Source organism: Faecousia intestinalis, from assembly GCF_040096185.1.
Classification (GTDB): Bacteria; Bacillota; Clostridia; order Oscillospirales; family Oscillospiraceae; genus JAZOXB01.
Map to the genome: position 1 here is coordinate 1 of NZ_JBBMFF010000202.1, position 23,469 is coordinate 23,469.

General features: G+C 50.2%; 18 protein-coding genes and 1 pseudogene. 17 read left to right on the forward strand and 2 right to left on the reverse strand.

Going from position 1 to position 23,469, the window contains the following annotated elements; genetic code table 11:
• The first annotated feature begins 416 nt into the window (after nt 1-416).
• The 10 genes from WMO66_RS06540 (at nt 417) to WMO66_RS06585 (ending at nt 12,011) form a co-directional block, all read left to right on the forward strand.
• Complete coding sequence (locus tag WMO66_RS06540; protein ID WP_186871672.1) at nt 417-608, forward strand: hypothetical protein; 192 nt, start codon at nt 417-419, stop codon at nt 606-608.
• 187 nt (nt 609-795) lie between these two features.
• Nucleotides 796-2,610: a potassium-transporting ATPase subunit KdpA gene (gene kdpA, locus WMO66_RS06545; protein WP_349135595.1), complete on the forward strand. Its 1,815-nt coding sequence runs from the start codon at nt 796-798 to the stop codon at nt 2,608-2,610.
• Nucleotides 2,611-2,625: 15 nt separating this feature from the next.
• Nucleotides 2,626-4,695, forward strand: coding sequence for a potassium-transporting ATPase subunit KdpB (gene kdpB, locus WMO66_RS06550; protein ID WP_349135596.1), 2,070 nt, complete (start codon nt 2,626-2,628; stop codon nt 4,693-4,695).
• A gap of 14 nt (nt 4,696-4,709) precedes the next feature.
• Nucleotides 4,710-5,318 carry a potassium-transporting ATPase subunit KdpC gene (gene kdpC, locus WMO66_RS06555; protein WP_349135597.1) on the forward strand — a complete coding sequence of 203 codons (609 nt, stop codon included), beginning with the start codon at nt 4,710-4,712 and terminating at the stop codon, nt 5,316-5,318.
• A gap of 1 nt (nt 5,319) precedes the next feature.
• On the forward strand, nt 5,320-5,745 hold the full coding sequence (locus WMO66_RS06560) for a CBS domain-containing protein (RefSeq protein ID WP_349135598.1): 426 nt from the start codon (nt 5,320-5,322) through the stop codon (nt 5,743-5,745).
• 96 nt (nt 5,746-5,841) lie between these two features.
• Nucleotides 5,842-7,173 carry a TrkH family potassium uptake protein gene (locus tag WMO66_RS06565; protein ID WP_349135599.1) on the forward strand — a complete coding sequence of 444 codons (1,332 nt, stop codon included), beginning with the start codon at nt 5,842-5,844 and terminating at the stop codon, nt 7,171-7,173.
• A 10-nt stretch (nt 7,174-7,183) separates the two neighbouring features.
• Complete coding sequence (locus WMO66_RS06570; protein WP_349135600.1) at nt 7,184-7,831, forward strand: potassium channel family protein; 648 nt, start codon at nt 7,184-7,186, stop codon at nt 7,829-7,831.
• A 201-nt stretch (nt 7,832-8,032) separates the two neighbouring features.
• The gene (locus WMO66_RS06575; protein WP_349135601.1) at nt 8,033-8,551 is read left to right on the forward strand and encodes a type 2 periplasmic-binding domain-containing protein; all 519 of its coding nucleotides are present in this window, start codon (nt 8,033-8,035) and stop codon (nt 8,549-8,551) included.
• Nucleotides 8,552-8,623: 72 nt separating this feature from the next.
• The gene (locus tag WMO66_RS06580; protein ID WP_349135602.1) at nt 8,624-11,317 is read left to right on the forward strand and encodes an ATP-binding protein; all 2,694 of its coding nucleotides are present in this window, start codon (nt 8,624-8,626) and stop codon (nt 11,315-11,317) included.
• Nucleotides 11,310-12,011, forward strand: a complete 702-nt coding sequence (locus WMO66_RS06585) for a response regulator transcription factor (protein WP_349135603.1) — start codon at nt 11,310-11,312, stop codon at nt 12,009-12,011. The genes WMO66_RS06580 and WMO66_RS06585 overlap by 8 nt, the downstream gene beginning before the upstream one ends.
• 479 nt (nt 12,012-12,490) lie before the next feature.
• On the opposite strand, the gene WMO66_RS06590 is transcribed toward WMO66_RS06585, so the two are convergent.
• Together WMO66_RS06590 and WMO66_RS06595 are read right to left on the reverse strand one after the other, a co-directional pair.
• Nucleotides 12,491-13,204, reverse strand: a complete 714-nt coding sequence (locus tag WMO66_RS06590) for a response regulator transcription factor (RefSeq protein WP_349135604.1) — start codon at nt 13,202-13,204, stop codon at nt 12,491-12,493.
• Complete coding sequence (locus tag WMO66_RS06595; protein ID WP_349135605.1) at nt 13,194-14,258, reverse strand: sensor histidine kinase; 1,065 nt, start codon at nt 14,256-14,258, stop codon at nt 13,194-13,196. The genes WMO66_RS06590 and WMO66_RS06595 overlap by 11 nt, the downstream gene beginning before the upstream one ends.
• A 388-nt stretch (nt 14,259-14,646) precedes the next feature.
• On the opposite strand from WMO66_RS06595, the gene WMO66_RS06600 reads away from it, so the two are divergent.
• The 7 genes and pseudogenes from WMO66_RS06600 to WMO66_RS06630 all read left to right on the forward strand — a co-directional run.
• Nucleotides 14,647-15,897, forward strand: coding sequence for an HlyC/CorC family transporter (locus WMO66_RS06600; protein ID WP_349135607.1), 1,251 nt, complete (start codon nt 14,647-14,649; stop codon nt 15,895-15,897).
• Nucleotides 15,898-15,929: 32 nt separating this feature from the next.
• The gene (locus WMO66_RS06605) at nt 15,930-17,270 is read left to right on the forward strand and encodes a TrkH family potassium uptake protein (RefSeq protein WP_349135624.1); all 1,341 of its coding nucleotides are present in this window, start codon (nt 15,930-15,932) and stop codon (nt 17,268-17,270) included.
• A 19-nt stretch (nt 17,271-17,289) separates the two neighbouring features.
• Nucleotides 17,290-17,937 carry a potassium channel family protein gene (locus WMO66_RS06610; protein WP_349135609.1) on the forward strand — a complete coding sequence of 216 codons (648 nt, stop codon included), beginning with the start codon at nt 17,290-17,292 and terminating at the stop codon, nt 17,935-17,937.
• 34 nt (nt 17,938-17,971) lie between these two features.
• Entirely contained in the window at nt 17,972-19,159 is a 1,188-nt protein-coding gene (locus tag WMO66_RS06615; protein ID WP_349135610.1) for an AI-2E family transporter, read from the forward strand.
• Nucleotides 19,160-19,408: 249 nt separating this feature from the next.
• Nucleotides 19,409-20,983, forward strand: coding sequence for a nucleotidyltransferase family protein (locus tag WMO66_RS06620; RefSeq protein WP_349135611.1), 1,575 nt, complete (start codon nt 19,409-19,411; stop codon nt 20,981-20,983).
• 176 nt (nt 20,984-21,159) lie between these two features.
• The gene (locus tag WMO66_RS06625) at nt 21,160-22,698 is read left to right on the forward strand and encodes a transposase (protein WP_349135612.1); all 1,539 of its coding nucleotides are present in this window, start codon (nt 21,160-21,162) and stop codon (nt 22,696-22,698) included.
• 447 nt (nt 22,699-23,145) lie between these two features.
• A pseudogene (locus WMO66_RS06630) lies at nt 23,146-23,292 on the forward strand (GIY-YIG nuclease family protein); the annotation flags it as partial.
• Nucleotides 23,293-23,469: the final 177 nt, after the last annotated feature.

Sequence of the window (23,469 nt, forward strand, 5' to 3'; positions counted from 1 at the left end):
TTACAGCACCATTTAAGAAAGTTACCGAGAAAATAATGACTGAGTTTTCGGATTTGAATCTATGCCCAATTAACAACAAACAGGCAATTATAGTTGATGGCAGCGAGTCAAAGGACGATTTCCTCAAACCAAACGCAGAGCGCGACCAAGAGCATCAACGCAATTCTCAGCGCGAATAAAGATAAAAGGCAAGGCAGCTTTCATGAATAACTGCCTTGCCCTTTTTGAAAATCAAAACCTTCAAGAACTTGCATACAATTTCAAAATCATTATATGAATGAGTCAGTCCTCTTCCGGGTCTGACTCTTTTTTCTTAAAGACTTATACAATCTTAGTTTCGATTGCAGGACCCTTTTCCCCACTTAATACTTTTAGCGGTATTATGGCCTTGCAAGAAAGAAATGAGGTGAACAATTATGAGCATTACAAATGCGGCGAGAAGATTTGAACAGAGATTTGACGCAAAAGCGGAGCGCTTTATTTGGCATCATCCGCTACTTGGCTTCATCTCCATCTTTGTTGGAATGCCATTACTGGTTTTGGCGTGTGTCTGTATCAGTACGATTGTTATCGCCTTTCCTATGGCATGGCTTTTGGGTTGGTTGTAATCTTTATTTCATCTTTAAACGCACAAAAGATGACTAATGCCATTTTTAGAAAAAAGGTTTTATGATATTGGGGACAGCAAAAAAGGAGGATGAATCTTATGCAAATGCTAATTGCACTCATAGGTGTATGTGCGGCAGCAATGCTGCTGTGGTATGTCTATATTTTAATGAAGGGAGATGATCAGGCATGAGCACTATGATTCAGTATATTTTATACCTTGCCATTCTGATTGTTTTGGCAATTCCGCTGGGCGCATATATAAAAAACGTCATGAGCGGCGAGAAAACTTTTTTGTCCAAAGTTCTGACACCGTGCGAAAACCTGATTTACAAGGTTATGCGTGTAGACAGAGAAGAACAGATGACATGGAAAAAATATGCGGTAAGTGTAATGATTTTTTCCGGTATCGGGCTTGTTTTTCTGTTCCTGCTTCAACTTCTGCAGGGAGTTCTTCCCGGAAACCCGCAGCATCTTTCCGGTGTGAAATGGGATTTGGCATTTAACACTTCTGCAAGTTTCATTACCAATACAAACTGGCAGGCATATTCCGGTGAATCCACATTGAGTTATCTCACTCAGGCTTTAGGTCTGACTGTTCAGAACTTTGTTTCCGCAGCTACAGGTATCGCCGTTCTATTTGCATTGATCCGTGGCTTTATCAAGGTGAAATCCTCCGGGTTGGGAAGCTTTTGGGTGGACTTGACCCGCATTGTGGTTCACATCTTGCTCCCGCTGAATCTGGTCATTTCTCTGTTGCTGGTAGGCGGCGGCGTGATTCAGAACCTGAAAAGTGCAGAAACAGTATCCCTTGTAGAACCGATTGCCGTCAGTGCAGAAGGTGAAATCCTTGAGGATGCGGTAATTGACTTAGACACCGAAACCGTCACTGTAGATGGCGAAATCGTTTCGAATGCACAGATCGTCACCGAGCAGTTCGTACCAATGGGTCCTGCGGCCAGCCAGGTCGCAATCAAACAGACCGGCACCAACGGCGGCGGTTATATGGGCGTCAACTCCGCACATCCTTTGGAAAATCCCAATGCCTTTACCAATCTGATCGAAATGATTTCCATTCTGCTGATTCCGGCGGCACTGTGTTTCACATTCGGTTCTGCGGTAAAGAACAAGAAGCAGGGTATTGCAATCTTTATGGCAATGTTTCTCTGCCTGGTTGTTGCCTTGGGCTGCATCGCCGTCACAGAACAGGCTGGCACATCCCAGCTTGCACAAAACGGCGCAGTCAATATGTCAATGGCAGAACAGGCGGGCGGCAATATGGAGGGCAAGGAGACTCGCTTCGGCATTGCAGCGTCCTCTACCTGGGCAGCCTTCACCACAGCAGCTTCTAACGGCTCTGTAAATTCCATGCATGACAGCTACACGCCGCTTGCCGGTATGGTGACTATGCTGCTGATGCAGCTTGGCGAGGTTATTTTCGGCGGCGTGGGCTGCGGCCTTTACGGTATGCTTGCTTTTGCCATTCTGGCGGTGTTTATTGCCGGTCTGATGGTAGGCCGCACTCCGGAATTCCTTGGCAAGAAAATTGAGCCTTATGAGATGAAATGGTCGGTACTGGTTTGCCTTGCAACGCCCATTGCAATTCTGGTCGGCAGCGGCCTTGCCGCTGTAGTACCCTCTGTCATGGATAGCCTGCATAACGGCGGTGCCCACGGTTTCTCTGAAATGCTGTATGCCTACTCATCCTGTGGCGGCAATAACGGCTCTGCCTTTGCCGGTTTCAATGCGAATACCGTATTTCTGAATGTAAGCCTGGGGCTGATGATGCTCTTTGCCCGGTTTCTGCCTATCATCGGCACACTTGCAATCGCAGGCAGCCTGGCTGGGAAAAAGAAAATTGCCACGACTGCGGGCACCTTGTCTACCACAAATGGAATGTTTGTTTTCCTGCTGATTGTTGTGGTATTGCTGATCGGTGCGCTGAGCTTCTTCCCGGCGCTTGCCCTTGGTCCGCTTGCTGAGTTCTTTGGCAGCATTGCGTAAAGGAGGTTTACAGATATGCGTACAAAACAGAAAAGCGCTTTTGCCGACCGGAAAATGCTCGGCAGGGCAATGAAAGATTCTTTTGTGAAATTAAGTCCGAAAACACAGGCAAAAAACCCGGTCATGTTTCTGGTTTTTGTGTCTGCGATCTTGACCAGTATCCTTTGGGTGGTATCCCTGTTCGGGTTAAAAGACGCTCCAAGCGGATATACACTGGCGATTGCCATTATCCTTTGGTTTACCGTGCTATTTGCCAATTTTGCCGAGGCCATTGCAGAAGGCCGTGGTAAAGCACAGGCAGATTCTCTCCGGGCATCCCGAAAGGATGTGGACGCACATAAAATTCCCTCCGTATCGCAGAAGGACAGCGTGACCGTGGTTCCATCCGCCCTGCTGAAAAAGGGGGAACTGGTGATTGTCAAAGCCGGAGAGCAGATTCCGGCAGACGGTGAAGTCATAGAAGGTGCGGCATCTGTGGATGAAAGCGCCATCACCGGCGAATCCGCTCCTGTAATTCGTGAGGCAGGCGGCGACCGCAGCGCTGTAACCGGCGGCACCACTGTACTGTCGGACTGGATTGTTGTCAGAGTGACCAACGAAGCCGGAGAAAGCTTTCTGGACAAGATGATTGCGATGGTAGAAGGTGCTGCCCGGAAGAAGACGCCCAACGAAATTGCTTTGCAGATTTTTCTGGTAGCCTTGTCCATTATCTTTATCTTGGTGACAGTCTCTCTCTACACGTATTCCATTTTTTCTGCAAAGCTGGCGGGAATTGAGAATCCCACCTCTGTAACAACTCTGGTAGCACTGTTGGTGTGCCTTGCGCCTACTACCATTGGTGCCTTGCTTTCCGCCATCGGTATTGCCGGTATGTCCCGACTGAACCAGGCAAATGTTCTGGCCATGAGTGGTCGTGCCATTGAAGCCGCCGGTGATGTAGACATTCTGATGCTTGACAAAACCGGAACAATCACCCTGGGCAATCGACAGGCATCGGAGTTCATTCCGGTAGATGGTGTTGATATTCAGGAACTGGCGGACGCCGCTCAGCTTTCATCTCTGGCCGATGAAACCCCTGAGGGCAGAAGCGTTGTTGTGCTGGCAAAGGAGCAGTTTGGAATTCGTGGCAGAAGCCTTCAGGACAAGAATATGCACTTTGTCCCATTTACTGCCGTGACTCGTATGAGCGGCGTCGACTTTGACGGCAACGAAATCCGAAAAGGCGCAGCAGATGCCATGCAGAGTTATGTGACCCATGCAGGCGGAATGTATTCTCCAGACTGTGATCGAGTTGTCAAGTCTATTGCGTCCAAGGGCGGCACACCTCTGGTTGTGGCTAAGAACCACAAGATTCTCGGCGTTATCTATTTGAAGGATATTATCAAGCAGGGTGTGAAGGAGAAATTCTCAGATCTGCGGAAAATGGGCATCAAGACCATTATGATCACCGGCGACAATCCGATTACTGCTGCGGCCATTGCTGCCGAGGCCGGTGTGGATGACTTCCTTGCGGAAGCAACGCCGGAAGGAAAGCTGGCAATGATCCGTGATTTTCAGGCCAAGGGTCATTTGGTCGCCATGACAGGCGACGGCACCAACGACGCTCCGGCTTTGGCACAAGCAGATGTTGCAGTTGCCATGAACAGCGGCACACAAGCGGCCAAAGAAGCAGGCAACATGGTGGATTTGGACTCTTCCCCCACAAAACTGATCGACATTGTGCGCATCGGCAAACAGCTTTTGATGACACGAGGCAGCCTGACTACCTTCTCCATTGCCAACGATGTGGCAAAATACTTTGCCATTATTCCGGCGCTATTTATGGGACTTTATCCGGGACTGTCTGCTCTGAATATTATGGGGCTGCATTCCCCGCAAAGCGCTGTCCTCTCTGCGATTATTTATAATGCACTCATCATTATTGCGCTCATTCCGTTGGCGCTAAAAGGTGTGAAATATCGTGAAGTTGCTGCTGGAAAGCTGCTGTCACGGAACCTGCTTGTTTATGGTTTGGGCGGTCTGGCGGCTCCCTTTATCTTTGTGAAACTGATTGATGTTCTGCTGGTGTTCACCGGCCTGGTATAAGGAGGGGATCTATCATGAAAACAATAAAAAGTGTATTACCAAAGGCAGGTATGATCTTTTTAATCTTTACTCTGCTGTGCGGCGTGATCTATACGGGTGTTGTCACAGGAATTGCTCAGCTAATTTTCCCGGACAATGCAGACGGAAGCATCATTGAAGTAGACGGGAAAAAATATGGCTGTGAATTACTTGGGCAGCAATATACGGATGAGTCCCATATGTGGGGGCGCATTATGAATATTGATGTTTCAACCTATACGGATGAAAACGGAAAGGCACTGATGTACGCCGCTCCCTCCAACCTCTCTCCGGCAAGTGAGGAGTATGCACAGCTCGTGGCAGAGCGGGTGGAAAAGCTCCGGGCTGCCGACCCGGATATGGATGAAACAGCTGTTCCGGTGGACCTTGTCACCTGTTCCGGCAGTGGGCTTGATCCCCATATTTCCCCGGCAGCAGCGGAATATCAGGTAGCACGCATTGCAAAGGCAAATGATATGACCGAAGATGAAGTGCGTGAGATCATCCAAAACTGCACCGACGGACGATTCCTTGGCATCTTTGGTGAAGAGACCGTTAATGTGTTGGAGGTCAATCTGATGCTGGACGGTATTCTGGAGGGGTGAAATGAACATAGCTAAAATCATGATTCCCAAAATCTCCACTGTATTTCTTCATGAAAAGGATACGATTCGTCAGGGATTGGAACGGTTTATGGTACATGGCTATACCGCTGTCCCGGTACTGAATGATCAGGAACAGTATATTGGAAGCGTGACGGAGGGAGATTTCCTCCGCCACCTTCTTGTTTGCCAGACAACAGACTTGAAAGTACAGGAGGGATACCGACTTGGCAGCATTGTTCGCAGAGATTTTTGCCCTGCGTTACAAATAGATGCAGATTCCGAGCAGGTTGTAACTTCAATGCTGAATCAGAATTTTGTCCCCATCGTTGATGGCCGGAATGTTCTATGCGGGATTCTGACAAGGAAACGGCTGATTGAATTTCTGGCACAAGCCCGTGATAAAAAAGAATACGTCCTACATCTTTAGACGGCCTTAATACAGATACGCATTCTCTTTTACCTTCTTTACTCCATTTGATTTATGATTAAGGACACATAAAGGGGTATAAAGAGGATTGCAGTTATGGGAGTAATGTTGTTAAAAAGGAAGTTGACTTCGTTTCAAATTATCATCCTCGGGTTTTCCGGTGTGATCCTTTTCGGCACCTTCCTTTTAATGTTGCCGTTTTCCAGCCGCAGCGGACTGGCAACGCCTTTCTCGGATGCATTGTTTACTTCTACCTCAGCAGTTTGTGTAACCGGACTCATTATACATGATACGGCAACATACTGGTCGGCCTTCGGCCAGCTTGTCATTTTACTGCTGATTCAGATTGGAGGCATGGGGGTTATTACCGTGGCCGCATCCTTTGCAATGATTTCCGGTCGGAAGATTTCTTTGATGCAGCGCAGTACCATGCAGGAGGCGATTTCAGCGCCAAAGGTAGGAGGAATCGTTCGCCTGACCGGCTTTATCGTCAAGGTGACACTGGTGGTGGAACTGCTGTGTGCAGCCGTGATGGCACCGGTGTTTTGCCGTGACTTCGGAAAAATTGGCCTTTGGATGGCACTGTTTCATTCCGTATCCGCTTTTTGCAACGCAGGCTTTGATCTGTTGGGTGTGCGCGCTCCCTTTTCCTCCCTGACCAGCTATGCAGCAAATCCAGTCATAAACTTTACGATTATGTTCTTGATTGTGTTTGGCGGCATCGGCTTTCTGACTTGGGATGATATTCGGACTAATCGATTGCATTTGCGCAAATATCGGATGCAGAGCAAGGTGATTCTTTGTACCACAGCGGTTTTATTGATCGCTCCGGCAATGTACTTTTATTTTTTTGAGTTTGCTGATCTTACCCAAAAGGAGCGGCTTTTATCTTCTCTTTTTCAAGCCGTGACACCACGAACGGCGGGTTTTAATACGGTGGAATTAACGGGTTTAAGTGAGGCCGGACAATTTATCACCATTGCGCTGATGCTGATCGGCGGTAGTCCCGGGTCTACCGCAGGCGGTTTGAAAACAACAACCATTGCTGTTTTGTTTACTGCTGCAATTTCCACCTTTCGGCGCAGAGAAAATGCACACCTCTTTGGACGTCGCATCGATGATGATGTCGTAAAAAACGCAGCGACAATTTCGCTTATGTATATCACGCTATGTTGTACCGGTGGCCTTATCATCAGCGTTTCCGAAGGACTTCCCATGCTTCCCTGCCTTTTTGAAACTGCCTCGGCTGTTGGCACAGTCGGACTGTCTCTGGGGATTACACCGGAACTGAATCTGCTCTCACGGAGTGTTTTGATTCTGCTGATGTTTTTTGGGCGAGTAGGTGGCCTTACATTGATTTTTGCGGCCTTGTCCAGTGCACAAAAGAAAGTTTCAAAACTACCAAAGGAAAAAATAACAGTAGGATAAAGGTGACATTATGAAATCAATTCTTCTAATTGGTCTGGGGCGATTTGGAAAGCATATTGCCCTGCACTTAAATCATTTGGGTCATCAGGTGATGGCGGTAGATACTTCGGAGGAACGTGTAGAGGCTGTTCTGCCCCTTGTTACCAATGCACAGATTGGAGACAGTACGAATGCCGATTTCTTGGAATCTCTCGGTGTTCGCAACTATGATGTATGCATTGTGGCCATCGGCAACAACTTTCAAAGTTCATTGGAAACAACTTCTCTGCTCAGTGAATTAGGAGCGAGGTTTGTAGTTTCCAGAGCTGCAACTGATGTTCAGGAAAAATTTTTGCTGCATAACGGTGCAGATGAAGTAGTCTACCCAGAAAAACAGCTTGCAAAGTGGACAGCAATCCGTTACAGTGCGGATCACATTCTCGATTACATAGAACTGGATGAAAATCATGCCATGTTTGAGATTCCCATTCCCAAAGATTGGGCGGACCATTCGATTGGAGAGCTTGATATTCGTAAAAAATTCAATATTAACATTATGGGAATCAAGAAAAGCGGCAAGCTGGAGTTATCTATTTCTTCAGACACAGTGCTGAAAGCAGGAGATACCATGTTGGCGTTGGGAAGTAACAGAAATTTGCAAAAGTGCTTTCATACTTGATTTTAAGGCAACACCGCATAATTTGACAAGAAGGCTCAGCCAGGATTTTTGTCCCAATTCAAAGTTTGGAAAACGAAGGAATACTGTATGTATTTCTCGTTTTTCAAACTGAAGAAGTGTGGCAAAAAGACGGCTGAGACTCGCAGGCACAATTGTGCGGTGTTGCCTTAAGAAAAATCAAAGGAATTGGGGGGTGAATCCATGCAGGATGTTATTTTACTTGTAAGTACATCAGCCATATTTATTTTTGGGTATTTTCTGATGAAAAAACTGGATGTTTTTCTGGAAAACAATTGGAATAGACAAGAAACTGCTCTGACTTACGGCGAAAACAGCTTGAGAATTGGTTTTTCCAACCCATTCATGGCAGGCGGTCTCGCAGATGCTTTCGAAACTTACGGAAAGCAGCATCCGGATGTCTCTATCTATATTTTCAGCGGAGAAGAAAGTGAATTGTGCAGAGAACTGAAAACACAAAAATTGGACATAATTTTTTTACCAGAGAATACAGACATATCAAAAAAAACTCATTATAATGTACGGATGGTGCTTCTTCGTTGCGCCCCGGTTGTGATGGAATATGCTGGCTTGCCCATTGAGCCGATTACCCAGAATCAAATCACACAAATAGCACTATGGAGGGATTCCAAAAAATCACCTGTCGTCGATTTTTTCATTGGATGCCTGAACAAATTTGCCGTGGATCCGTCGCAGATGTAGGTTTTGACGTTGTGTGTTATAATATTAAAAAAGGGAATCGCTTTTACTTGAGTGACAGATAGGAGGGTTAAAATGGAACTGCCAAGACAAGATCCGGATCAGCTTCTTCGTGCGATCCGTAACGATGCATCCACTAAGAAAAGCGGAAAACTCAAAATCTTTTTCGGTTATGCCGCAGGTGTCGGAAAGACCTATGCCATGCTTCAGGCGGCTCATCAGGCGAAGGAGCGTGGCATCGATGTGGTTGCTGGATACATAGAACCCCATGCCCGACCCCAGACGATGGCACTTCTGGACGGCTTGGAGCAGCTTCCTGTGAAACAAGTTGCTTACGAAGGAATGACCCTTCGTGAATTTGATATTGATGCTGCGCTCAAGCGAAATCCCCAGCTCATACTGGTAGATGAGTTGGCCCATACCAACGCCGAAAGCAGTCGGCACACGAAGCGGTATCAGGATGTTCAGGAACTGCTAAATACTGGAATTGATGTCTATACGACTGTAAATGTCCAACATATCGAGAGTCTCAACGATACAGTAGCCTCTATCACCGGAATTCTTGTGCGGGAGCGCATTCCGGATTCCACCTTTGATCAAGCAGATCAGGTAGAACTGGTGGATATTGAGCCTGCGGAGTTGCTGGAACGACTGGCAAGTGGAAATGTGTACCGGGAAGATCAGGCGCAGCGGGCAACAGTTAATTTCTTCACGCTGGAAAATCTCACCGCATTGCGGGAAATCGCCCTCCGTCGGTGCGCCGACCGGGTGAACTTGCTGACGGAAAGCGCCAGAGTACAGAGCCGAGGCGATTACCATACAGACGAGCGCATTCTGGCATGTCTTTCCTCGTCGCCATCCAACGCAAAAATCATTCGGACTGCTGCAAGGATGGCAAGAGCCTTTCGGGGAACATTTACCGCTCTTTATGTGGAAACGCCAAATACAGCGGCGATGAGTGACGATGATAAAAAGCGTTTGCAGGATAATAAGCGTCTGGCCCAGCAACTTGGCGCTGCGATTGAGACAAGTTATGGCGATGACGTGCCTTATCAGATTGTGGAATTTGCCCGCCTTTCCGGCATCTCAAAAATCGTAATTGGACGAAGTACCATTGCACGAAAGAATATTTTCAGCAAGCCCACCTTGACGGAACGCCTGATTTCCAGCGTACCTAATCTGGATATTCATGTGATACCGGATGCCAGCACAGAAACCAGCTATCAGGAAAAAAAGAGTAAGGCGCAGGTAGATGCGATGCCCCTGCGTGATGTTCTGAAGAGTATAGTCGTATTGCTGGTAGCTACACTAATTGGCTGTGGCTTTGACGCTCTTGGGTTCACGGAGAGTAATATTATCGCAGTTTACATATTAGGCGTACTTGTGACCGCTGTAATCACAACCAACCGACTGTGCGGGATTCTGACCTCGGTTGTCAGTGTGCTGGTTTTCAATTTCTTTTTTACCACTCCGAGACTGACATTCCATTTTGACGATCCAAACTATATTGTTACATTTACCATTATGTTTATAGTAACACTGCTTTCCGGATCTCTCGCTACCCGGCTGAAAGAAAATGCGAAACAATCTGCCCATACAGCTTACCGTACAAAGATTCTTTTTGAAACCAACCAGCTTCTGCAAAAAGAGCAGGATGAGAATGCGGTAATCACCGCTACGGCAGGGCAGCTCATGAAGCTGCTGAAAAAAGATATTGTCGTCTACCTGTCTGATGGTAAAGAACTTGCCACCCCTAACGTTTTTCGTGCTGTTAATAGCATTCAGGAAGATTTAATTTCTGAGAACGAGAAAGCAGTCGCCGATTGGGCCTTCCGAAACAATAAACACGCCGGTGCCACAACAGATACATTATCCAGTGCAAAGTGTTTATACCTTGCGATTCGGGTCAACCAGCATGTATATGGAGTGGCTGGTATTGCGGTGAACGGTATTCCGCTGGACTCTTTCGAAAACAGCGTACTCCTCTCTATTCTGGGCGAGTGCGCTTTGGCACTTGAAAACATCAAAAACGCCAAAGAAAAAGAGGAAGCGGCTGTTCTGGCGCAAAATGAACAGCTTCGTGCTAACCTGCTGCGGGCAATCTCTCATGATCTTCGAACCCCTTTGACAGCGATTTCCGGCAGCGCAGGCAATTTGCTTGCAAATTACAAAAAAATGGACGATGCATTGCGGGAGCAGACCTTTACCGATATTTATGACGATTCCATGTGGCTGATTAATCTCGTTGAAAACCTGTTGGCAGTCACACGAATTGAGGGCGGACAGGTCAATCTAACTCGAAGTATCGAACTCATGGATGAGGTCGTTTCTGAAGCACTGAAGCACATCAACAGAAAGAGTAAAGAACACACCATTCGTGTGACCAGCGGTAAAGACTTTATCCTTGCCCACATTGATGCGAAGCTGATCGTTCAGGTTATTATCAATTTGGTGGATAACGCCATCAAATATACCCCTGCCGGTTCGGTAATCGAAATACACACTGAGCAGAAGAACAAATGGGTCATCGTTTCAGTTGCCGATAATGGGCCTGGGATTCCCGATGAGCAGAAGCCTCGTGTTTTCGACATGTTTTATAGTGGGGCCAACAAAGTGGTCGATAGCCGTAGAAGCCTTGGATTGGGGCTGTCCCTCTGCAAGTCGATCGTGACCGCCCACGGCGGCACAATCTCCGTATCAGACAATCAGCCAACTGGCACTGTGTTCACATTTACATTACCCGCCGGGGAGGTAGAACTTCATGAATAAACCTTTGATATTAGTGGTTGAGGATGACCCATCTGTACGAAATCTCATTACAACCACATTGAAAACAAATGATTATCGTTATGTGGTAGCGCCCAATGGCTCGACAGCCATTACGGAGGCCACATCGCACAATCCTGAAATCATCTTGCTGGATTTGGGCTTGCCGGATATGGATGGCGTTCAAGTCATTCAGACGGTTCGCTCTTGGTCCAATGTTCCGATTATTGTAATCAGCGCCCGAAGCGAGGATAACGATAAAATCAAGGCGCTGGATGCCGGAGCGGACGATTATTTGACAAAGCCCTTTTCAGTAGAAGAATTATTGGCCCGACTCCGAGTGACGCAGCGCAGACTCGCCATGATGACTGCGGAAATGGCAACCGCCAGTTCTGTATTTGTTAATGGTAAACTGAAAGTGGATTATGCTGGAGGGTGCGCTTATCTGGGAGAGGACGAACTGCACCTGACGCCCATTGAGTATAAGTTGTTGTGCCTGCTGTCCAAGAATGTTGGCAAGGTACTGACCCATACCTTTATCACACAAAATATCTGGGGCCGCAGTTGGGATAACGATGTAGCTTCTCTGCGGGTATTTATGGCAACACTGCGGAAAAAGCTGGAGCCAACAGAGGAGTCCCCGCAATACATCCAAACACATATTGGTGTGGGCTATCGTATGATAAAAGTAAATTAATGATATGAGGCCGGCCAGTGTTCGCACATGGCCGGCCTCGCTAATTGTGTTATGACGATTTCTCTTGTCCGTAAAAAATGTTGCATCTAATCGTCGAAAGCGAGCCTGTTTCTGAAACTCTCCGCAAACGCACAAATGCCGATAAAGCTTGATAGGACAGGCATTTTCGGTTGAAGTCAAAACATATAAGTTTCTATTTCCCTACGCATCCCCACGCAGAAATGGCGTAAAAATGGCGTAGAGGAACCGGCGATACGCAGTTGCGAAAATCGCCTGCTGCAACATTACTAAGAATATTCAAGCTGCCCTGCTTGTGCGCAGGGTAGCTTTTTTATCTGCGCACTGGCGCAGAGAGATACAAGGCGTTTCACTCCTTTGATCCTTCAAACACAAATGAGCCTTCTCCGTTTGGTATAGAAACGGAAAAAGCTCATTTATATTGTACCACGCCTGTCAAGCGGCGAAGAACTTTGGCAGCGCTATGTCTCATCCTCCGCCAGCATACGGTATCCGACGCCAAGCTCGTTGATGATGTAGCGCTTTTCACCAGGCGTCACGCCCATTTTCTTGCGGATGTTCTTCATATTGACTTGCAGCTTTTTGACGCTGCCATAGTCCGAATACCCCCAGACCGCCTGAATGATGGCGGCATACGTCAGCACCTTTCCCGCATGGACGGAGAGAAACGCCATGATGTTGTACTCCGTCTGAGTCAGGTCGATCTCCTCTTTGCCAACAAAGACCTGCCGCGTATCATAGTCGATTAGCAGATCCTGAAGGTGGAATTTTCCGCCGGGGGAGCTTTCTTCCTCTTCGCTGTGCCGATGACTGCGGAGAACGGCGCGGATACGAGCCAGCAATTCCTCCGTGCCAAAGGGCTTGGTGATATAATCATTCGCCCCCAGATCCAATGCCTCTACCTTGTCCCTCTCATTGGTACGGGCGGAGAGCACAATGATGGGAGCTGTGTCCGATTCCCGGATTTTCTGAATCAAGTCCAGCCCATCCCGATCCGGCAGGCCGAGATCCAGAACGATGAGGTCCGGATGATGGGAGGCATACATCATCATGCCAAGCTCGCAGGTTTCCGCGCAGAGCACCTGATAGTCGCTGGTTTCCAGATTGGCTTTGATAAAACTTCTGATGTTGGCCTCGTCCTCTACGATCAGAATTTTGTACTTGTTATTGCCCATCGTCCTCACCCCCTCTTTCCAGAGCAAAGCGGAATACCGCGCCGCCGCCCTTCCTATTTTCCGCAGTAATCTCGCTGCCGTGCGCCTTGACGATGGCGGCGCACACGGATAGTCCGATTCCCATATTGCTGCGGGTTCCGTCCACCGGCGCGGCGGACTTTTCATAACTTCCGGTGAAAATCTTTTGAAGTGCATCATCCGGGATGCCACAGCCGTTGTCAGCAACCTCAAATACCGCCTTGTCTCCCACGAGAGAAACAGAAAGCGTCAGCTCCGTCATACCTTTTGCATGGAATACAGCGTTTTCCAGAAGATTCAGCAGTACCTGTTCAATCAGGAGCGAATCCATGGGAATGTCCACAAATTCCTCCGGTATCTGCGTGATGACCTTCTGATTCGGATGCTTTTTGGAAAACTTCATGAGAACGGAGTCGATCAGCTCATCCAGAACCGTGGGTGTCTTCACAACTTCCACCTTCGCACCGTCGATCCTTGTGACAGACAGAAGATTTTCAACCATGCGGATGAGCCATTCGCTGTCCTCCTGAATTTCCCCCAACAGCTTGAGCTGCTGCTCCTTTGGCAGCGCGTCATACTTGGAGATCAGCGTGGAGGAGGACCCGTATATGGAGGTGAGCGGTGTGCGCAGATCATGGGAGATCGCCCGCAGTAGATTGCCGCGCATTCGCTCCTTTTCATTCTCTGAGCGCAGCCTCTCCTGATCGCGGATACGAATATTCAGCGTGCTGGTAGAAACGGCAACTGCCAGCATAATGACGGCAGATAAGATGCTTTCCTCCACGAAAAAGTCGAAGGCATAATAGGGATAGGTAAAGGCAAAATTCACCGCAAATACGCTGACAATTGCCGAAGTGATGCCATAGCAATACCCGTGGGTTTTCAGCGAGATCAAAAACACGCCGAACACAAAGATCATGGGTACAAGCGTCTGCGTGGTAAAGAGCTTCTGAATCAGCAAATTGACGGCAAAGGCACTGCAAAAAATAAGGATCGAAAATAGAGTATCCTTTTGTCGCTGTCGATTCTTCATCATGCTTCTCCTGAAATTTATTGCGGCATAATACGCCATGTTTTTCGGTTTCGGGCGAAGCCCGGGAGAAAAACGGCTTAAATCCAGTGGTATAAATAACTGCCAACATTATTATACCGCAGAAGCGGAACCGCTTCAAGATTTCTCACAGGAGGATATTGCGCCGCACTCGTTTCTTTACCGAATCTACACCGGAAAAATGCTATGATATAAGCACACAGCAAAAAGGAGGAAGAAATCCGTGGAAAATGACAGTAGCGACGATAACGGTAACTGCTCTTATATGGTTTGTTCGTATGTGGCATATCTACGCCCTTTGCTGCGGTATCGGGTATAGGTGTGTCTTTTTTGCATGAAATGATCGTATGAACAGAACATAAAGGAGTTTGAAATGAATTATTTTGGAAGCATTTTCGCAATGGTGGTCTGCATTGCCATGTCCGCCTATTTCAGTGCCACAGAAACGGCGTTTTCATCCCTGAACAAGACCCGCCTCAAGGTGTTGGCGGACAACGGAAACAAGCGGGCAGCGCTGGCGCTCAAGCTGTCCGAAGATTATGACAAGCTGATTTCCACCATCCTGATCGGCAACAATATCGTCAATATCATGGTGGCGTCCATCGGCACACTTCTGTTCGTCGGACTTTACGGCGACATCGGCGCGACCGTTTCCACCATTGTGGTCACGGTCGTTGTCCTGATCTTTGGCGAGATCACCCCCAAAAGCGTTGCAAAGGACACGCCGGAGCGCTTTGCCATGTTCAGTGCTCCCTTTATCCGGCTCTGGATCTGGGTGCTGACCCCGCTGAATTTTCTCTTTTCCCAGTGGAAAAAGCTGGTTTCTCGCTTCTTCAAGACAAATGACGACGCAAAAATGTCCCACGAGGAACTGCTCCTTTTCATGGAGGACGTGGAGCAGGACGGCGGCATTGACGAAAATGAGGGTGAGCTGCTGCGCAACGCCCTTGAGTTCCGCGACCTGACGGCGGCGGAAATTCTGACCCATCGAATCGAATTGGAGGCCGTGGACATCGACGAGAGCCACGAGGAAATTGCCAGAGTCTTTACACAGTCCCGCTTCTCCCGTCTGCTGGTCTACCGGGATACCATCGATCAGATCGTCGGTGTTCTTCATCAGAAGGACTTCTATATCAACGGCAAGATGACGGATCAGCCCATTACGGCAATCATGACGGAACCGTTGTTCGTCTATCAGCACACGAGGATCCGCGACATTCTAAAAATGCTCCAGCATCAGAAGTCCCATGTCGCCGTAGTCGTAGACGATTTTGGCGGCACGCTCGGTATTGTTACGATGGAGGATATTCTGGAAGAACTGGTTGGTGAAATTTGGGACGAACACGACGAAGTGGAAGAAGATTTTGAAAAGCTGGACGAGAATACCTACCGCGTGGACTGCTCCGTCAGCTTGGAGGATTTTATGGAATTCTTTGACATCAAGCTGGAATCGGACAGTGTTTCCGTCGGCGGCTGGGTCATGGAGCAGCTGAATAGAGTCCCCATCAAGGGCGATTCCTTTACCGTACAGAATTTGGAGATCACGGTCTCCGATCTGAGTGCGTACAGGGTATCCTTCATCACAGTCAGGCAATGTGGCGCCTGTTTGACTTGCGCACAATAAAGCGATCGCACGATTCACAAGGAGTGAGGATGATGTCGGAAGAAGTGGTTTGCAGAAAGCGCCGTCTTTCGTCTTTTCAAATCATCATATTGGGCTTTGCAGGGGTGATCCTGCTGGGCGCACTGCTGCTAATGTTGCCGCTCTCCACAACAGCTGGGGGCGTAACGCCGTTCCATGAAGCGCTGTTTACCTCGACCTCCGCTGTTTGTGTAACGGGGCTTGTGGTGCAGGATACCGGCAGCTATTGGTCGGTCTTCGGGCAGGCTGTGATCCTGACGCTGATTCAGATAGGCGGGCTTGGTGTTGTCACCGTGGCGGCATCGTTTGCGCTGCTGTCCGGGCGAAGGATTTCTCTGATGCAGCGCAGCACCATGCAGGACGCCATCTCAGCGCCGAGGGTCGGAGGGATCGTCCGGCTGACACGCTTCATTCTACGAGGAACGTTTCTGGTTGAACTGATCGGCGCGCTTGCCATGCTGCCGGTGTTTTGCCGGGACTACGGATGGCACGGGATCTGGATGGCGGTATTTCACTCGATTTCCGCCTTTTGCAACGCGGGGTTTGACATTCTGGGAACGAACGGCAACTTGTATCCGTCCCTTACCGGTTACGTTCAAAATCCGGTGATCAATATCACGATCATGCTGCTGATCATAACCGGCGGCATTGGATTTTTGACATGGGATGACATTTGCGAAAACAAGCTGCATTTCCACCGTTATCGAATGCAAAGTAAGGTCATTCTCGTTACGACACTCACGCTGATCGTCCTTCCGGCGCTGTTTTTCTTCTTTGTGGACTTTGATGCCCTTCCCCTCAGAGAGCGGGTTCAGGCAGCCCTGTTCCAATCGGTCACGCCGAGAACGGCGGGCTTCAACACAGTCGATCTACCCGCCATGTCCGGCGCATCGTTGGGCGTGATGATCCTTCTGATGCTCATCGGCGGTTCTCCCGGCTCCACGGCAGGCGGCATGAAAACCACCACGCTGGCAGTTCTGCTTGCCAATGCTGCCGCGACCTTCCGCCAGCGGGACAGCGCCCAATTCTTTGGGCGCAGAGTCGATTGCAGTGCCGTCAAAACCGCCGCGACCATTCTGTCGATGTACCTTGCGCTGTTCTTTGGCGGAGGCGTTTTTATCAGCGTATATGAGAATCTCCCACTGTCCTCCTGCCTGTATGAAACAGCGTCGGCAGTAGGCACCGTGGGACTGACATTGGGTATTACGCCGCAGCTGCACATTCCCTCGCAAATGGTATTGATCGCACTGATGTATCTGGGCAGAGTCGGTGGGCTTACGCTCATTTATGCGGCGGTGTCCAGCAAAAAAAGCGGCAATGCAAAGCTGCCGCAGGAAAGAATCACGATTGGATAAGCAAAGGAGCATCTATCCCATGAAAAATGTTTTATTGATTGGAGCAGGCCATTTTGGGCGGCATATCGCCATGCAGCTCTCTCAACTGGGGCATCAGGTCATGGCAGTCGATACCAATGAGGAACGGATCAACGATGTGCTTCCGTTTGTCACCAACGCGCAGATCGGTGACAGCACCAACGCGGAGTTTCTGCGTTCGCTCGGCATCGGAAATTTTGATGTTTGCTTTGTGACCATCAGCGGCAACTTCCAGAACTCGCTGGAAACCACCTCGCTGCTGAAAGAGTTGGGTGCCAAATGCGTGGTATCCCGTGCCGAACGCGATGTGCAGGCGAAGTTTCTGCTCCGCAACGGTGCAGATCAAGTGGTCTACCCTGAAAAACAGATGGCAAAATGGGCGGCGATTCGATATGCTTCCGATCATATTTTTGACTATATAGAGATTGACGCGCAGCACGCCATCTTTGAAGTGAAAGTGCCGGAGACGTGGATCGGGAAAAGCGTTGGCGAGCTGGATGTCCGCAGGAAGTTCGGCATCACCATTCTCGGCATCAAACGTGCAGGAAAAACGGATGTTTCTGTTACGCCGGACACTATATTGTCCGATGACATTACGATCCTGGCATTGGGTGAGTATAAAGCCCTGCAAAAGTGCTTTCGGATTTGAACGGATCTGCGCACAATAGCGGAAAGGAAGAAACATGGCGAAGAAACCGCAAAACACAGCCAGTAACAAAAACGAGGATTCCGCGCCGCAGGAACGCAAATGGCCGGACAAGGCGATTATTCGTTACATCATCCGCGCATTGGTGCTGCTGATTGTATTTGCGTGGGCACTGGTAAACCTTGACGCTGTTTTGCGTTTTCTTGGCAAGGTGCTTGCGCTGTTCACTCCGTTTCTGATCGGCGGCGCGATTGCTTTTTTGATCAACGTAGTCCTTCGGCCGTTGGAATGCTGCTGGAACAAGGTATGCCGCAAAGCTCCTGCAAAGCTGACCCGTCCCGTGTGCCTGACCGCAAGCACCGTACTCGTCCTTGGGATTCTGTTTGCCGTGGTGTTTATGATGATCCCCAGCCTGCGGGAGTCCGGCGACGAGTTTATTCAAAGCATTCCGGCCTATGTGGAGGAAATCGGGCAGTGGTGGGCAGGCGTTGTCCGGTTTGCCGCAAAATATAACATTGTACTGCCTGAATACGCCATAGACCCCGACCTGTTGATTGAGAAGGTCACCGCCTTGCTCAGTGACGAGGGAAGCGGTATCCTCACCGTAACGTGGGACGCGGCAACCTCTGTCCTATCCGTTTTGGTGGATGTTCTCTTGGGACTTGTCTTTGCGTTGTATCTGCTTGCAAAGAAGGAAATTATCTCGGAGCATTTGAAAAAGCTCATTGTAACAGTCCTTCCGCAAAAGAAGGCACAGCGGCTTCTGAGTATTGCCTCTCTGGCCAACCAGACCTTCACAAATTTTGTCAGCGGGCAGCTTACCGAAGCGGTCATCATCGGCGTTCTGTGCTTCTTTGGAATGCTGATTCTTGGGATTCCCTATGCCGGTGCGGTCTCCGCGTTTGTGGCCGTTACTGCGCTGGTGCCGATTTTTGGCGCGTGGATCGGCGGCGGCCTTGGCGCGTTTTTGATCCTGCTGGCAGAACCCGGCAAGGCTCTGTGGTTCATTCTCTTTCTGCTCATTTTGCAGCAGGTGGAGGGTAATCTGATTTATCCCAAGGTGGTCGGCAAGTCCGTTGGGCTTCCCGGACTGCTTGTGCTGATGACTGTTACGATCGGCGGCGAAGCATTCGGCATCTTAGGGATGCTGTTCAGCGTTCCCGTCTGCGCCGTGCTGTACAGTCTTTATCTGGAGTTCATGAAGAAAGCAAGTGCTCGGCACTGAATGATTCATAACGCTAAGTGCATGAATCTTCTGAATGACCTCCTGTGATAAAAAAGCCCGCGGCGCTGTGCCAGATGCACAGTGCCGCGGGCATTCCCGTTTCCAGCGATTTAATTTTCTCCCGACAAGGGATTGTTCATAAGCTGGCACTTTTCATTTTGCGAAGCCGTGAAAAATCAATGCGTTCCGTGGTGATGTTCATTGAAAGATGAACACCGTTCACGCCCCCAATAATCGCTGTTCAGCGAAGTGAATATTCTGAATTGCACACCCGGCAACTACGAACTCATCCTCACGCCCTTCGCTGCGCTTTCCGCTGCCCGGCAGCAGCCGGAGCTCTACCGCGAGATGCTGATGAACATATTTCTCTTCTTCCCTCTTGGCTTAACGCTCTCCAATGCCCTGCCGCGAAAGTGGCACCGCTGGGGCAGAATCATCCTCACGACGTTTGTCGGCTGCATTCTCAGCGCGGGGATCGAGTACACACAGTACCGCTGCGCGCTGGGGCTTGCGGAGACGGACGACGTGATCTGCAACACGCTGGGCGCGTTCATCGGTTCCACCTCGCTGCTCATCGCCCACGCCATCGAAAAATCCAGAGAAAGGGTTCGGCACACGAACATGACCCTGACCACCACCGAAACACAATTCCTGCATATCGCCAGAGCTGCTATCTCCGGCAGTGACCTGCCCATCGAAAAGGTGGACTGGCCTGCCGTTTTCGCGCTGGCGGGGCAGCAGAAGCTGCTGCCGATCCTCTTCGAGGCCGTCCGCAAGATGCCTGCTGCCGGGGAAAACGCTGCGCTGTTCGCTGTGACCAAGCAGCAAGTCATCGGGCAGGTGCTGAATCAGACCGTGCGCTCGGCGGAATTTGCCGACCTCTATCGCAAACTGCGTTCGGCGGGGCTTCATCCCATTGTGGTCAAAGGCCAGCTTTGCAGCCACCTATATCCGCTGAAGGATCACCGCATCAGCGCGGACGACGACCTCTACATTTCCGACGCGGAGTTTATGGCCTGCCATGAGCAGCTTCTTGCGAACGGTTTGACCACCGACACGCCGACCGACGAGTTGGCCACAGCGGACGAGGTGTCCTACACAAAAAACGGCAGCCCGCTCTACATCGAGCTGCACCGACATTTATTTGATTCTGCCGAGGATGCGCATGACGAGCTGAACCATTTCTTCACCGACATCAATCCCGTCGAGATGGACGGCTTTCTCGCCATGCCGCCCCACGAGCATCTGCTGTATTTGATCCTGCACGCCTACAAGCACTTCGTCCGCAGCGGCATCGGGGCGCGGCAGTTTTGCGACATCGGCCTTTGGGCGCGGGAGTATCACGCCGAAATCGACTGGCAGCGCCTGCACGAGCAGTGTGAGAGCGTCCACGCGGCGACCTTTGCTGCGGCGGCGTTCCGTATTGCCAGAGACTATCTCGGCATCGAATTTGACCTGCCCGCGCCGTGGAGCGACGCGGTTGACGCGGAGCCGCTGCTGCACGACAGCCTCTGCGGCGGCGTGTACGGCTCCAACGACCTAACGCGCCTCCATTCCTCCACCGTCACGCTGAACGCCGTGAAGGCTAGCCGGACGGGGGAGAAGAGCAGCGTCCTGCGGACGGTGTTCCCCAAGCGCGAGTATCTGGAGCGTCGCTATCCGTACCTCAAAAAGCGCCCGTACCTGCTGCCGGTCGCATGGGTGCAGCGCCTCGCGCACTACGCCAGTGAAAAGCAGTCCGGCGCAGACAGCAGCGCATCCGGCTCCATCAAGCTGGGAAAAGAGCGGATCGAGCTGATGAAGCGGTATGGAATTATGGACTGATAAAAAGACATTGCGGGGCGCTGCAGCGCTCCGCAAACAATTCTATCCTTGCAGTTTTGAAAGGAATTTGGACAGGAAACCGCTGTCACACAGCTTGTATTTTTTCACACCTAATGATAAAATAGTTCTAAACGATCCGGATCGCATTTTGCTGCAGCCGGCAAGGAGGGAGTCCTGTGAAAAAGAGCAGCACAGATACCTGCTGCCTGACTTTACCGTTAAAACTGGAAAAGTGGCAGGAGGACCGTCTTGCCAAGCGCTTTGAGATCGCGCGGCAGCTCTATAACACGCTGGTCCATGCAGAGCTGAAACGGCTTGCGCAGATAAAGCGGACTGCCGAATATCTGGAGAACGAGCAGAAAATACGGGCATTGGACAGGAATAACCCTGCGGATCGGGCCAAACTGCAGGAGTTATACAAAGAGCAGCGGAAAAGTTTGAAAACGGCCGGGTTTACGGATTATTCCTTCACTACAGATATGGGAAAATATTACAAGCACTTCCGTGATAACATCGGCTCCAGTGTCGCCGTTCATGGGATCGCGCCGCAGGTCTGGGCGGCCTTTGATAAGCTCCTGTTCAAAAAGGGCGGCAAGAAGGTACATTACAAAAAGCCCGGTGAGGTAAATTCTGTGCAGGGCTACTCCAGAACGGGAAAAAGCGGCGGCACGGAGATCATGTTCCGCGGGCCCTACATCGAGTGGAAGGGCCTGAAGCTGCCGCTGAAGGTATCGCCGGACAATGCTTACGAGACCGATATGCTGCAGCGCAGAGTAAAGCTTGTCCGATTGGTCCGCCGGCCCGGAAAGCGCAGAGACCGCTGGTATGCCCAGCTCGTTCTGGAGGGGAAGCCTGCGATCAAGGCCGATCCCGTTACCGGAAAAGCGGTTCGCCCTATCGGCAGCGGCCCCGTCGGGCTGGACATCGGGCCGCAAACACTGGCGTATTCCGCCGCCGGGGCGGCCGGACTCGTCGAACTGGCAGATCGGGTACAGAACATCGAGCAGGAAAAGCGCTGCCTGCAGCGAAAAATGGACCGGAGCAGAAGGGCAACCAACCCGGATAACTATGCCGAGGACGGCACGATCCGGCGCGGTGTCAAGTTAACACATAATAAGTCCAAGCGATATCGGAGGAGCCAACAGGAACTGAAATATCTGCAGCACCGTCAGGCTGAAATACGAAAGCTCCAGCACATTCAACTGGCGAACCATTTGCTGTCCTTGGGTGATCATTTCTATGTGGAAAAAATGGAATGGTCTTCCCTGACGCACCGGGCAAAGAAGACCGTGATATCTGAAAAGACCGGAAAGCCCCAAAGCAAAAAGCGGTTTGGAAAGTCCATTGCCAACAAGGCACCCGCCATGCTGATCGAAATATTGCGGCAAAAATGCAAGTCTCTCGGGCTGTCGGACGTTGTAGAGATCAACCCGGCAGATATCAAAGCAAGCCAATATAATCATTTGACTGGTAAATATGTTAAAAAGTCTCTTTCCCGGCGTTGGAACGAAATGCAGGACGGTGAGCATCTCCAACGTGATCTCTATTCCGCCTTCCTGCTGCAGCATTATGACTCTATGTCAAAAGCTCTTGATCTCGATTCCCTTGCGCGGGACTATCCCGCCTTTGTGCAGTACCATCATCGGGAAATCGAGCGCCTGCACGCTCTCCCCAAAACACCCTCCAGTATGGGCATCCGCAGAAGCATTGCCTGACGCGAAGGCCAGGAAGACATAAAATGCCGGTGCCGTTCGCACCGGAGAAAACCGGTCGATTGTCCGTCCGGGGCTACCGTTAATGGCAGCGGAGGCTGCTTTGGTAGCAGAAGAGCTCGGGAAAATAGTCAGCGCGCAGCAGATCTTCGTGCTGCGAAAAGCTATCTACCGACTTACAGCGCATTCCACAAATCCGCACGCGGTGCTTTATGCACATTTGCCGTTGCGATCTGCAAGCGGTGCGCTGAGACAAAGCACGACGTACAGCCACTCCCCGGTGTGGTACCCGTTGCGATCTGCACGCGGTGCACTGAGACAAAGACCGTGCCGTTTGTGTTCACAAGCATATCGTTAGTTGCGATCCGCACAAATTGCGCTGAGAGAAGAAGCAAGCCGTTAAATACGTCAGTATTGAGAAGCTGATCTCCGATGCCAGGGAGGCCTATTATGAGGCCCAAAACAGCACAATCTTTCCACCCTCACGAAAGGACCCGGACGACCACGACCGGATACATTTACATTCTCACGAATCCCTCCTTCCCGCAATATGGGAAGCTCGGCTATGCCACGGATGTAAAGCAGCGGCTCGCGGAGCTGAACCGCAGCACGGCGGTCCCCTTTGCGTTCCGGGTGTACGCCACCTACGAGGTGGATTCCGCCCTCTCGGATAAAGAAGCTCCACTCCATTCTGGGCAAGCTGAACCCCGATTTGCGTTCTGCCGAAGAAGGAGTAAAGCCGCATCAGACATTCTGTCATCCCTGCAAACGTCA